The sequence below is a fragment of the Lacrimispora sp. YZC11 genome (assembly GCF_057543815.1).
The window spans coordinates 612,266-626,207 of the sequence record NZ_BAAJYQ010000016.1 but is presented as its reverse complement, the minus strand read 5'-3'; the positions used below and the strand labels follow the sequence as shown (position 1 = coordinate 626,207).

Genomic DNA, 13,942 nt, shown 5'->3' with positions numbered 1-13,942 from the left:
TTTATATGATTACTATAGCATAAAAAGGAAAATAGGAAAAGACGGAACAGGTCCGTGGGACTGTCCGTCTTTCTCGTGTGAAATCAACTCAGCGGAGTCGCCTTTCCTGTTACTTCATCGTATTGGAAGGCTACACTGCTGGTATTATAGTCAAATAAATAGGTGGCAACATAAATCAGAGTATCGTCAGGCTGGCGTTTGTAGGTCCTGACCGTATAATAATTATTTCCGTCTATTTTCGATATTCCAGGTGCTGCAATATATTCATAAGAGTCAATCGCTTCCGGCAGGCCAAGCTTTTCCTGGCCCTGGGCCCGGACGGAATCCACTGCCTGTTCAATGGTAGTGGTTGCTTTTGGCTGTTTTTCAAAATCCGCGATTATTTTTTTTTGCTGGTCCCACTGGTCCTTAAAATAGGTGCTCCAGGGCTGGTTTTCCTTACTGGTGGTTACGGTATAGCTATCCGCTTCAGATTCCAGGGTAATGGAAAGATAGGAAGTGGAATCTTTAGAGGGCCCGGCAAGCTGATAGATCTCTGAGCTGCTCTTAGGGGTCTCTTCTGCGGAAGGCTGTCCGGACTCTGACTGCGGGGATTTATCCGTTACGTTTATGAAATTCCTTTTTTCCTCCAGATAATCCATGTAGCTTTTTATATCAGCAGAGGTATCTTCCACATGGAAGTACTTGTAGCACGCCTCCAGGCTGGATGATTGAGAGGAAGCGTCGGCAGAAGATTCCTTAGGTTTTTCTGTCTGGTCATCGGTCTCTTTCGTTTCTGTTTCAAGGCTGGCTTCAGAAGCTTCCTGCCTTTCAAAATCGCGATCACCCACAATTTCAGTAACCGAAGATATATCTTCGTCTTTAGAAAAGTAGTAGGTCGGCGCTTCTTCTGCCTTTTCTTCTGACATATCCTTCTTTTGGGAAGTGAGCAGAATAATGGCCTGAACGGATCCCATAATAACGATCAGCAGAGCGGCAGCCATCAAAACGAGAACTCTTCTGTTTTTAGGCAAGAGACCTTTTCTTTTGTCTTTTGTAGCTTTGGATGGTTTCGCTTTATTTAGTTTGATTTTTCCTGCCTTCCCTTTTTGGGGCTTTGTCTTGGAAATCTTGTCTTTCTTGGATTTTTTAAGTTTTAGCATAAGATCATCCTTGTGTAATTATTGATGCAAAATACAGCTAAATGGCTGTATGGCATCGCTAACCATATATCGGTTGATTCCAGGCGAAAAATAAGGATTTCGGATAAAAAATGATTTGTTTAAACCGCAAGAAGCTTTTTTGCAGTTCCCATGATCATCTTATCCACGAATTCGGCCACCTCTTCCTTTGGAAGCTGCATATCTGTATCAAGCCATTGCTTTAAGACACCGGTCAGTCCATAGGTGATAAATTCGAGGTAATAGTTTAAGGTCACTTCTCTGGCAGCCGGATACTGCTCCCTAATGATTTCTATGCCGTTATTTAAAACAAGGGTATGGAAGTGGTTTACGAAATCATTGGAGGAGCTGTTCTCAAAAAGGATTTTACATATCTTTTTGTTCTCCTCAATATAATGAATGATTGGTATGACAACGGGCAGGAGCGACCCCTTTTTAAAGGCATAGCGGCAGTTGCTTACCATATCCTGAAAATCATTTAAGACTTCGGATTCCATCTCCTGTAACAGACTGTAGGTATCGGCATAGTGAAGATAAAAAGTACCCCGGTTTAAATCTGCCAGTTCCGTGATGTCTTTCACGGAAATATTCTTAAAATTCTTTTTTTCCATGAGTTCAAGAAGGCTTTCCTTTAATAGCTTCTGCGTTTTACGGATGCGGCGGTCCTGTTTTTGAGTTTCCATATGATTCCTCCAATTGTGTTTCTTGGCTTGCTTCTTATTTCAGAGCCTGAATCTCTGAAAATCATGAACACTATATCAAAGAGTGTTGAGAATTGCATGAAGAAAGATCTTTTGATTATTAATGGATTTTTCTTCATTCATTGATTATTGAAACTTATTTACAAGAGTATTATAATGTACACGTGTTCAAAAGTCAATTAAGGATCTGTTAAAAGAATAAGGATGGGTAATGGAGGAAACTATGAAAAAAGACAAAAGTTTATTTGATAGAATGGTACATATTATTGTGTTCAAGGGAAAGGAAATAGAGATTTTTTTCTTTCTTACGGCCATCATCTGTGCAATCTGTTTTCCTTTTGTAAAGGTCAATTACGATTTAAGCAAATACCTGCCGCAGTTTGCCCAGACAAAACAGGCCCTTGATGTAATGGAGGATGAGTTTGGGTATCCTGGTATGGCCCGGATTATGGTAGAGGATGTAAGCCTTCCGGAAGCTAAAAAAATAAGACAGCAGATATCGGATCTGGAAGGGGTGGATCTGGTCATAGGTCCGGATCTTACCACGAATGCCTATATGGGAGCATCCTTTGTGAGCCAGGGGATTACCGATATGATGTCTGTGGATGCGTTTTCTATGGAAGATTATTACCGTGACGGGTATGCCCTGATGGACGTAATATTTGAAAACGGCGATGATAGTCAGGTGACCCGGAAAGCGGTAGACGGGATTTATGAAATTGTGGGAAAAGACAGAGGTTATTTTGCAGGAAGCGCCGTATCCAGTAAAGAGCGGGAAGAGTCCATAACAAAAGAGATAACCATGGCTATTGGAATGGCGCTGGTAATCATCTGGGTGATCTTAACCCTTACCACAACATCCTGGATGGAGCCGTTTTTGTTTATTTTTGTCATGATAGTGGCCATCGTCATGAATATGGGATCCAACCTGATGTTTGGATCCATATCATTTTTTACCTTTTCCACTGCAGCCATTTTACAATTGGCAGTGTCCATGGATTATTCCATTTTCCTTTTACATACTTTTACGGCAATTAAGAATACCGGCATTGAGATACACGAAGCCATGGAATTGGCAGTAAAGGAATCCTGCAGTTCCATCTTGGCGAGCGGGGCTACCACCATTGTGGGATTTCTTGTGATTGCATTCATGCGTTTTACCATCGGCAAGGATGTGGGATTTGTGCTGACCAAGGGGATCCTCTGCAGTCTGGCTACCGTACTTTTCCTTATGCCGACTTTGATCCTGCACTTTAATGACAAGATTGAAAAAACAGCCCATAAACCGTTTCTTCCTTCCTTTGACCCGTTTGCAAAATTGATGAATCGAATCCGGAAACCTGTTTTTATCGTTGCTATTTTTCTGGCGGTTCCCTGTTATTTCGGACAGAATATGAACGTTTTCTATTACGGGGATGATGCCATTGGAGCCGGACCGGGAACCAGAGTATATGAGGATACCAGGGCCATCAATGAGGAGTTCGGAAAATCAAACATGATTATCGGAATTGTTCCCAATGGCTCTGTTGTTACCGAACGGCAGCTGACGGACGCCTTGGAGGACCTGGATTTTGTAAATTATGCAATGTCCATGGCAGGGACTATTCCCAAGGGTATCCCGGAAAGCTTTCTTCCGGAAAAAGTGAGTGAACAGCTCCGGAGTGAGCGGTACGCCAGACTTTTGATTTCCATAAACACGGTTCAGGAGAGCCCGTACGCCTTTGAATGCAGTCAAGAGCTGGAACGAGTGATCAGGGAATATTATCCGGAAGATGCTTATGTGATAGGCATGACCCCAACGACCATTGATATCCGTGACATATTGACCGATGACTATAATAAGGTTTCCCTGTTGTCTTTAGCAGGAGTGGCCCTGGTTGTTTTTGCTACCTTCCAGTCTGTTCTGGTTCCGGTCCTTGTTATTATACCGATTGAAGTGGCCATTTATTTAAACATGACGCTGCCCTATGTGTTGGGAGAGAGCTTGGTATATATCGGATACATCATTGTAAGCTGCCTGCAGCTTGGAGCTACGATTGATTACTCCATCCTGATGACCAATAATTATTTGGGCTTCAGAAAAACCATGAATAACACGGACTCTGCCATGGCTGCCATTTCAAAAAGTACCCTTTCCATCCTGACGTCAGGCGGTATTCTTACGGTTGTAGGTTATCTTTTGTTTTTTACGTCGTCCATACAGGCTATTTCCCAGGTGGGACGCCTTGTGGGAAGGGGAGCGCTCTTAAGCATGGTTTTGGTGCTTTCCCTTCTCCCTGCCTTGCTTAGCACCTTTGATAAGCAGATCCAGAAGCAGCAGCTCCGTTCGGCAATGAGAAAGGAAAAACGGCGTTTAAGATATGGAAAAGTGAAAGTAAAAGGAGAAAATGACCATGAAAAAGTATAATAGAATCCTGAGTATGGGCCTGGCTGCCATAGTATCCCTTGAGTCTGTATTGCCGGCTCTGGCTGCGCCTGATGTACCCCAGTATGATGAAACTCTTTATGTTACCATGGACCCTTATGGGGATATAAAAGAAAGCAGTATTGTAAAGAATTACTTAATGAATGGAAACGGCAGTTTAGTGGATTACGGAGTTTACGATAAGGTAATGAACTTAACGGACCATTCGGAACCTGTGATAGGAGAAGACGGATCCATCACCTTTTCTCCGGAAGAAACGGGAACCCGGTTTTATTTTGAAGGCCGGACAAAGACAGAGAAATCCCAGCTTCCCTGGGATATTAAAGTGAGTTACCGTTTAAACGGGGTAGAAAAAAAGGCAGAAGAACTGGCTGGTGAAAAGGGGCTTATTGAGGTCAATGTAGATCTTGTCCCAAATAAAGGAGTTTCCGAATACTACCGGAATAACATAGCTTTAATGGCCAGTACGGTTGTGGATATGGATAAAAACTTAAGCCTGGAGGCGGAGGGAGCCCAGATACAGTCCGTTGGTAATTTAAATATGGTTGTTTTCTTTGAACTGCCTGGGGAAGAAGGCCATTATTCCATCCGCATCGGTTCCGATGATTTTAAATTTTCAGGTATTGTCTTTGCCATGGTCCCTTTGACAGTGAGCCAGCTTGATAAGGTCGCGGATTTAAGAGATGCCAAGGAAACCATGGAAGATTCGGCGGATGCCATCAGCGACAGCCTGGATGTGGTTTTGGACACCATGGGGAATATGCAAAAAGGCATTGCAGATACGGCGGATGGTCTCAGGGGACTTGATAAGACCAGGGAGATATTTGCCGCTTCCAAGGGCAAGGTGTATGAGAATGCAGACGAAGCTCTGGCGGCTCTTGACAACTTATCCCAGACTCTGCGGCCCTTTTACAACCACACACAGAATGCCGGAACTGCTTTAAACGAGATCAGAACCCAGACAAATCATATGGTTGGGATCCTTGATGACCTGTCACCGGATTTAGGTGATCTGCAGGACAGCGTCCGGTACTTAAGAGATGAAGTGGAAGAGCTGCGAAAAATGGCGAAGAATAATCAGACGGATTTAAAATCCCAGGCTTTTTTGGCGCAGGTTAAAAAAATAGAAGGACGCTTAAATACCCTGACAACGGAACAGCAGCAGCTGGCAAATGAGCTTGCTTTTCTTGGGCAGGCGCTTCCAAAGCTGGCAGCACTCAACAATACCCTCAGTACGTCGGCGGCAGGGATTAAGGATGAGGACTTACAGGATTTAATCCAGGAGATCCAGGATGAAGGGCTGATGGATGAAGACGAGATATCTTCCTACTTGTTTAATGAGAAAGGGTACTCCATACCGGAAATCAATGCCCTCACCAGCTATCTGTCATCTGCATTAGGAACCGGTGGTAAGGCCACCCCAAGCAATGGATCCAGGGGTGCGATGGAAGCGGCCGCTCCATTGGCTTCGCTTCTTCCCAAGGTTGTAGACAGCGGCGCGGGACTGACAGGAGATTTGGGAAAAATGCTTGGGATGACCGAGATGCTGATTACAGACCTTTATTCTTTAAGAGGCCCTATAAACGGAACGATAGACGGAGTAATTGACATAGCCACCGCAACAGGGAATATCTGCGATACAGCCGACGACCTGATCAGCTCCACCGATGAATTAAATGGTATATTAAACCGCCATCATGATGAAATGATCTCGACCCTGAATGATGTTGGAAAAATGACAGACAGCGCCTCCAGAGGCATTGATTCCATGAATGTATTTTTCCGTTCCCTTGAAAACCAGATGAAGGTGGTTGGCGATTCCTTAAACATCAGCACGGAAAAGACCTTAAACGGCCTGGCCGGTACATTAGATGAGGCGGGAAATGGGCTGGATCAGACAGAAGTATTGAGAAACGCAAAAAATACCATCAAGGGGATGATTGATGACAAATGGGATGAATATACGATGGATGACACGACCATTTTAAATATTGATCTGGAAGCCTCACCGGTGTCCATGACATCGGCAAAAAATCCGTCTCCCAGGAGTATTCAGATGATTCTGCGTACCGAAGAAATAAAAGATAAGCAGGACAGCGATGACATAAATGTGGATGAGGACTTTTATCCTGACGGTAATATTTTCCACCGCATCGGAAATATTTTCAAATATATCTGGAGATCCGTAACTTCTGTTTTTAAATAATGGTATAACAGGACCCGTTTAGATTCTATCAGTCGGTCGGCGGAATACCGGAATTTCCAGGATGTGCACTGGAACCGGAAGAAGGACCATCTGGAATGCGGAAGAGATTCAAAATAGAAGGATTTCGGGTTTACTAAAAGGCAGCTGAAAAAGAGTGGGATTGTGATTCCCTCTCTTTTTCAGCTGCTTTTGTATAAATATATTTTAATATAAAAGAGTTTCCAATTCTCATGTTGTATTAAAAGATTTCATGAGCCTGATTGTGCTAAATTATCAAATTTCAGAACATACATTCGAAAATGCTTGAAAAAAAGGTTTGTCTATGCTACAATAAAGAAAAAGAACATGTGTTCGAGGTGTAAAAATGCTGATTCAGGAAGAATTGAGTGTTCAGGAAAAGCTTGAAATTTTATCAGATGCCGCAAAATATGATGTTGCCTGTACTTCCAGCGGAGTGGACCGGAAGGGAAAAGCAGGGACTCTTGGGAATACGACGGCAGCCGGAATCTGCCATAGTTTTTCCGCAGACGGCAGGTGTATTTCCCTTTTGAAAATATTGTTTACTAACCAGTGCATCTATGACTGCAAATACTGCATCAACCGATGCTCCAACGATGTGGTAAGAACTGCGTTTACCCCTGAGGAGGTATGCCAGCTGACGATCCAGTTCTACCGACGTAATTACATTGAAGGGCTGTTTCTCAGCTCTGGAGTTCTTCACAGTGCGGATTATACCATGGACTTAATTTACCAGACCCTTAAAAAGCTTCGTGAGGAATACCATTTTCACGGTTATATCCATGTAAAAGCAATCCCAGGTGCAGATCCGGTTTTGATTGAAAAAACAGGATTTCTGGCGGATCGTATGAGCATCAACCTGGAGCTTCCTACTGCCGACGGGCTTAAGAAGCTGGCCCCCGGTAAAAGCAGGAGCAAGATTCTAACGCCCATGAAGCAGATTCAGAAAGGAATCGCGGCAAATCGTTACGAGCTGATGGAATATAAAAAGGTTCCCTCCTTTGTACCTGCGGGCCAGAGCACTCAGATGATCGTGGGAGCTACTGGGGAAAATGATTTTCAGATGATGATGGTGGCAGAGGCGCTTTATCAGAATTATGATTTAAAAAGGGTTTTTTATTCGGCATTTGTACCTGTCAATCAGGACAGCAGTCTGCCGGCCCTGCCAGGGGGACCTCCGCTTTTGCGGGAACACCGGTTGTACCAGGCGGACTGGCTCATGCGTTTTTATGGATTTCAGGCGGGTGAGCTGCTTTCCGAAAACCGCCCTAATTTTAATGTACTTCTGGACCCAAAGTGTGACTGGGCCTTGCGTCACCTGGAATTATTTCCGGTGGAAGTGAATAGGGCAGATTATTATACCCTTCTGAGGGTTCCGGGAATGGGCGTGAAGTCTGTAAAACGTATCATTGCGGCCAGGAGGAATGGGCCTCTTGATTTCGACGCCTTAAAGAAGATTGGTGTTGTATTAAAGCGTGCGCTTTATTTTATTACCTGTTCCGGCAGGATGATGTATCCGGTTAAAATTGAGGAAGACTATATTTCTAGTCACCTTGTAGGTGAAGAGCAGAGGAAGGTATGGGACATCGGATCATCGGGGACCTTCCGCCAGCTTTCTATGTTTGATGACATGAATGTACCCGCTTTGGCAGATTTGGGAGGAGTCCGGCTATGAAGACAGTCTATTTGTGCGAGAACAGCGTGGAAGGCATTTTCAGCGGTGTATATACGGCTTGGACCAGCAGAAAGGGACATGAGAATGTGAAGCTGGGACTTATGGGAGATGAGGACACCATGGAGCTGTTCTGCCAGTATGAGGAGGTTCCGGTCAACGCCCAGAATGCAGACAAGGTAGTACAGGCAATCAGGGGGAAGATATCGGAGGAAGCCTATATTGCTGTATACAAATCTGCGTTAAGCAAGGAAAGGGACCGAGGGGATAAAATATACCGTTTTTTAATTTACGGCTTTCATTTAGGCGCAAAAGTTGTTCATATGCTCCAGGTCCAGGAGGTATACGATATTTTTCAAATGTGCCGTAATATTGATAATGAGACGCATCTGCTCACGGGTTTTGTGCGCTTTGTGGAGATGGAGGGAGATCTTTTGTTGAGCCGGATCGGACCAAAGAATGATGTGCTCGTTCTACTGGCTCCTCATTTTATGGACCGCCTGTCAGGAGAAAATTGGGTTATATATGATGAAAACAGGAAAAAGGCAGTTTTGCATCCGGCATTTCGAGCCTGGTTTTTGGTGGATATAATTTCGCCGGAGTGGGAGGAGCGAATGAAAAAAGCTTCGGATGAAGACGAGTATGAGGCTCTTTTCCAGCGATTCAGAAAAAGTATTTCCATTAAAGAAAGAACAAATCCAGTTTGCCAGCGTAATCATATGCCGCTCCGTTACCGGGCCTATATGCCTGAATTTTCCCATGGCTTAAAGGATTCCTGATCCTTTCCGGTTTCAGGCAAAACAGAGAAAAACATTGCCTTTTTCTTTATTTTCGGTTATCATAAAAGCAGGTTCCTGTTCAGGAACATTCCATATGCGTTTCTGCATGTTTTCCAGGCTTATTGTTTATGAAACTGAATAATGAAAGGAGAGGCGTTTTTTTGTACAGTAAAGTTCATAGTGTGGGAATTAAGGGAGTAGAAGGAGTCCCTATTCTGGTGGAGGCGGATGTCAGTGATGGACTTCCGGGTTTTTCCATGGTTGGTTATCTCTCCTCTGAGGTGAAGGAAGCTCAGGACCGTGTTAGAACGGCGTTAAGAAATTCCGGGTTTCGGCTGCCTGCAAGAAAAGTTACTATTAATCTGTCCCCTGCCGATATCCGCAAGGAGGGGACTGCTTTTGATCTGCCCATTGCGGTGGCTATTTTGGCTGCTTCCGGCATGGTTGAGCCTGCTTCTTTGCGCAATTGCGTGATTTCCGGAGAATTGGGGTTAGACGGAGAGATTAAACCAGTAAGGGGAGCTCTATCCATTACTGCGGCTGCAAAAAAGGACGGAAAGACTCAGTGTTTTCTTCCCAGTGAGAACGTCAGGGAAGGCTTAGTAATAGAAGGGATGGAAATTATTGGAGTGGATCATTTAAAAGACTTAACGGAACAGTTAAACTGTCCGGAAAGACAAATAGCAGGCTGCCATGGAAAAGACAGGGAGATGGGAAAGAAGCAGACTTATGACGTTGATTTTTCAGAGATTGGAGGCCAATTCCTCTTAAGACGGGCTACAGAGGTGGCGGTGGCAGGTATGCACAACATTCTTTATATCGGACCTGCGGGGACCGGAAAGACCATGCTGGCCAAACGGATTCCAACGATCATGCCGTCCCTGTCGATGGAGGAGGCTGTGGAAATATCAAAGATATACAGCGTTTGCGGGCTGCTCTCTCAGGAAGAGCCCTTGGTGGCAAAACGGCCCTTTCGAAGCCCTCATCATACCATTAGTCCAACGGCTCTGGCCGGTGGAGGACGGATACCAAAACCTGGCGAGATCTCCCTGGCATCCGGAGGCGTTCTGTTTCTGGATGAATTACCCGAATTTCAAAGAAATACCATAGAGCTTCTAAGACAGCCTCTTGAGGAGAGGAAAATAACTGTTTCCAGAATGTTCGGCGCATATGAATTTCCAGCGGAATTTATGATGGCGGCAGCTATGAATCCCTGTCCCTGTGGTTTTTTCCCGGACCGTAAAAGGTGCCGATGTTCTGAACTGCAGGTTCACAAATATTTAAGCAGGATATCAAAACCGCTGCTGGACCGGATCGATATCTGCACGGAATCCGGAGCGGTCACATACGAAGAACTGCAGGAAAGAAGAGGCGGTGAATCCTCTGCATCCATACGGAAACGGGTTGAGAAAGCGAGAAAGATTCAAAAAAAGCGGTTTGAAGGCCGCGGGATATACTTTAACAGTTCCATGAATAAGGCCCTGATTGAGGTGTCCTGCGGTCTTGGAAAAGAGGAGCAGGAGTTTTTAAGAAAGGTTTACGAAAATCTGGGACTTAGTGTGAGAGGTTATGAAAAGATACTAAAGGTATCCAGGACGATAGCAGATTTAGAAGGTTCTGAACGGATAAGAAAAAATCATCTGGCGGAGGCGGTGGGGCTGCGCAGCATGGAAGGAAAATATTGGGGAGGAATTTATGGACGGTCATGAGGAACGGGAGTATTTATACTGGCTTTGCCATGTTCCGGCGCTGGGAGCGGTAAAAATAAAAAAGCTTTATGATTACATTGGAAGCTATAAAGGAATATATAATATAGAAGGAAAAGAATTGGAACAGTCAGGGCATTTAAAACAGACAGAAGCTTTCCTTTTTGAGGAGATGAAAAGAAAAAAAGACGCCTGCAGATCAGAACTGGCGCAATTGGAAAATAGAGGAATTCATTTTGTTACACCTTATGACAAAGAATATCCGAAACGGCTTCTTGCAATTTATGGCTGCCCTATGGGTATTTTTTATAAGGGAAAGCTGCCTGAAGATGTGAGGCCGGCAGTTTCCATAATCGGAGCCAGAAACTGTACCAATTACGGAAAACAAATGGCCTCTTACCTGGCCAGGGAGCTTTCAGGTGCAGGAATCCAGATCATAAGCGGACTGGCATGGGGAATTGACGGAGCAGGGCATCAGGGTGCGCTGGATGCCGGCGGGGATACGTATGGTGTTTTAGGCTGCGGGATCAATATCTGCTATCCCAGGGAAAATTATGGATTATATGAAAGGATGGCGGTTCAGGGAGGAATCCTTACGGAGTTTATGCCGGACGAAGCGCCGAAGCCCTGTAATTTCCCCATGAGAAACCGGATCATCAGCGGGTTGTCGGATGGGATTCTAGTGATTGAGGCCCGGGAAAAAAGCGGTTCCCTGATCACTGCAAACCTGGGACTTGATCAGGGAAAAGAAATATTTGCCCTTCCCGGAAGGGTGACAGATCCCTTAAGCACGGGGTGTAACCGGCTTATTTCCGAAGGTGCCGGAATTTTGTTAGGTCCTGATTCTGTGCTGGAATATTTTAATTTACAGAGTGGTAATATATTAAGAGTTCATGAAAAAGATAAGAACGGACTTGTCAAAAAAGAAAAAATGGTGTATAGTTGCCTAGATTTGCATCCGATGAATCTGGATAAGATTATATCTTTAAGTGGATTGTCTGCCGGCGATTGTATGAGCGTACTATTAGAATTAGAGCTGAAAGGCTGTGTAGTGCAGACATCTCATCAATATTATGGTAAGAAACTATAGGCGAGGAGTTTGGTATGGCGAACTGTTTAGTAATTGTGGAATCACCCGCAAAGGTAAAAACGATAAAAAAATTCCTGGGAGCGAATTATGAAGTGGATGCCTCTAACGGACATGTGAGGGATCTCCCGAAAAGCCAAATGGGAATTGATGTGGAGCATGAATTTGATCCTAAATATATAACAATCAGAGGAAAAGGCGATATCCTGGCCAAACTTAGGAAAGAAGTGAAGAAGGCTGACAAGATTTATCTTGCGACTGACCCTGACCGGGAGGGAGAAGCGATATCCTGGCATCTGATGAAGGCTTTAAAGCTGGATGAACTGAAGGATAAGCAGGTGTTCCGTATCAGCTTTAATGAGATTACGAAGAATGCGATAAAGGCTTCCTTAAAGTCCCCAAGAGCAATTGATATGGATCTGGTGGATGCCCAGCAGGCCAGAAGGGTTTTGGACCGTATGGTTGGATATATGATCAGTCCCCTTCTTTGGGCAAAGGTAAAGAGAGGCTTAAGCGCCGGAAGGGTCCAGTCAGTGGCATTGCGTCTGATCTGCGACCGGGAGGAAGAGATCAATGCATTTATTCCGGAAGAATACTGGAACTTAGAAGCCGTTTTAAAGCAGGAAGGAAGCAAAAAGCCTCTGACGGCGAAATTTTACGGTAATAAAGGCGGCAAAATTGCCATTGGAAAAAAGGAAGAACTGGATGAGATACTGAAAGGTCTTGAAAAGCAGACTTATCAGGTAGAGGAAGTAAAAAATGGGGAAAGAGTTAAGAAAGCCCCTATACCATTTACTACCAGTACCCTTCAGCAGGAAGCATCTAAGGTACTTAATTTTTCAACCCAGAAAACCATGCGTCTGGCTCAGCAGCTATATGAAGGTGTGGAGGTCACAGGACATGGGACCGTGGGACTTATCACCTATCTGCGAACCGATTCCACCAGAATCGCGGAGGAAGCAGATATTGCTGCAAGAGAATATATTGGAAAGCAGTACGGCAGTCAGTATGTGGCAATTGGGGAACAGGCGAAAAAAAGCAATGCAAAGATCCAGGATGCCCACGAGGCAATCCGTCCTACTGATATCACACTGACTCCGGTTATAGTAAAGGAATCCCTGCAGCGGGATTTATTCAGGCTTTACCAGCTGATATGGAAACGTTTTACAGCCAGCAGAATGCAGCCAGCCATTTATGAGACCACTTCAGTCAGAGTAGGAGCCGGAAACTATATTTTCACACTTTCCGCTTCCAAACTGTCCTTTGACGGTTTTATGTCCGTATATGTGCAGGAAGATGAAAAGGAAGGCAACAATGTATTGCTGGGTAATCTGGTAAAAGGCAGCATTCTTAAACTGGATAAACTTGAGAGCGGACAGCATTTCACCCAGCCGCCGGCTCACTTTACGGAGGCCTCCCTTGTAAAAGGCATGGAAGAACAGGGCATCGGGCGCCCAAGTACTTATGCCCCTACCATTACAACGATCATCGCCAGACGTTATGTGGCAAAAGAAAATAAAAATCTCTATGTGACGGAGCTGGGCGAAGTGGTCAACAGAATGATGAAGCAAAGCTTTCCAAGCATCGTGGATATTACTTTCACTGCCAACTTAGAATACCTTCTTGATAAAGTGGGAGATGGTTCCGTCCAGTGGAAGACCGTTGTGAAAAACTTCTATCCGGATTTAAAAGAAGCGGTAGACAAAGCCCTTGTGGAATTAGAATCCGTGACCATCGCCGATGAAGTAACAGATGAGATCTGCGAGCTATGCGGCCGGAATATGGTCATAAAGTACGGCCCTCATGGTAAATTCCTGGCTTGCCCCGGATTTCCGGAATGCAAGAATACAAAGCCTTATCTGGAAAAGGTTGGCGTACCTTGTCCGAAATGCGGAAAAGAAGTAGTAATAAAGAAAACCAAAAAGGGTAGAATATATTACGGTTGTGAGGCAAATCCTGAATGTGATTTCATGTCATGGCAGAAGCCTTCCACCCAGTCTTGTCCCAAGTGCGGCGCTTACATGGTTGAAAAAGGAAACAAATTACTTTGCTCAAACGAGCAATGCGGATATAGCACTGACAAACAGGAAAAAGAATAATTATTAAGAAAATCGAAAATCTTCAAAAAACTATTGTTATTTGAAAATAATAATGTTAATATTTAATCATTAGAGGTGTATTTTAGTTT

9 protein-coding genes are annotated in these 13,942 nt (G+C 44.4%); 7 read left to right on the top strand and 2 right to left on the bottom strand.

Going from position 1 to position 13,942, the window contains the following annotated elements; genetic code table 11:
• Positions 1 to 83 precede the first annotated feature (83 nt).
• Together AC27IJ_RS18205 and AC27IJ_RS18200 are read right to left on the bottom strand one after the other, a co-directional pair.
• Positions 84 to 1,142, bottom strand: coding sequence for a hypothetical protein (locus AC27IJ_RS18205; protein ID WP_487150065.1), 1,059 nt, complete (start codon positions 1,140 to 1,142; stop codon positions 84 to 86).
• A 119-nt stretch (positions 1,143 to 1,261) separates the two neighbouring features.
• Entirely contained in the window at positions 1,262 to 1,843 is a 582-nt protein-coding gene (locus AC27IJ_RS18200; RefSeq protein ID WP_312444278.1) for a TetR/AcrR family transcriptional regulator, read from the bottom strand.
• A 241-nt stretch (positions 1,844 to 2,084) separates the two neighbouring features.
• Between AC27IJ_RS18200 and AC27IJ_RS18195 the strand changes: the two genes are divergently transcribed.
• The 7 genes from AC27IJ_RS18195 (at position 2,085) to topA (ending at position 13,853) form a co-directional block, all read left to right on the top strand.
• Positions 2,085 to 4,268: an efflux RND transporter permease subunit gene (locus AC27IJ_RS18195; protein ID WP_312444275.1), complete on the top strand. Its 2,184-nt coding sequence runs from the start codon at positions 2,085 to 2,087 to the stop codon at positions 4,266 to 4,268.
• Complete coding sequence (locus AC27IJ_RS18190; protein WP_312504093.1) at positions 4,255 to 6,492, top strand: hypothetical protein; 2,238 nt, start codon at positions 4,255 to 4,257, stop codon at positions 6,490 to 6,492. The genes AC27IJ_RS18195 and AC27IJ_RS18190 overlap by 14 nt, the downstream gene beginning before the upstream one ends.
• Before the next feature lie 364 nt (positions 6,493 to 6,856).
• Positions 6,857 to 8,185, top strand: coding sequence for a putative DNA modification/repair radical SAM protein (locus AC27IJ_RS18185; protein ID WP_312504095.1), 1,329 nt, complete (start codon positions 6,857 to 6,859; stop codon positions 8,183 to 8,185).
• Positions 8,182 to 8,961 carry a TIGR03915 family putative DNA repair protein gene (locus AC27IJ_RS18180; RefSeq protein WP_312444266.1) on the top strand — a complete coding sequence of 260 codons (780 nt, stop codon included), beginning with the start codon at positions 8,182 to 8,184 and terminating at the stop codon, positions 8,959 to 8,961. Before AC27IJ_RS18185 ends, AC27IJ_RS18180 begins: the two co-directional genes overlap by 4 nt.
• Positions 8,962 to 9,122: 161 nt before the next feature.
• Positions 9,123 to 10,670, top strand: coding sequence for a YifB family Mg chelatase-like AAA ATPase (locus AC27IJ_RS18175; RefSeq protein ID WP_312444263.1), 1,548 nt, complete (start codon positions 9,123 to 9,125; stop codon positions 10,668 to 10,670).
• Positions 10,657 to 11,757: a DNA-processing protein DprA gene (dprA, locus tag AC27IJ_RS18170; RefSeq protein WP_312504100.1), complete on the top strand. Its 1,101-nt coding sequence runs from the start codon at positions 10,657 to 10,659 to the stop codon at positions 11,755 to 11,757. Before AC27IJ_RS18175 ends, dprA begins: the two co-directional genes overlap by 14 nt.
• Before the next feature lie 14 nt (positions 11,758 to 11,771).
• Complete coding sequence (topA, locus tag AC27IJ_RS18165; RefSeq protein ID WP_487150060.1) at positions 11,772 to 13,853, top strand: type I DNA topoisomerase; 2,082 nt, start codon at positions 11,772 to 11,774, stop codon at positions 13,851 to 13,853.
• The last annotated feature ends 89 nt before the right edge of the window (positions 13,854 to 13,942 follow it).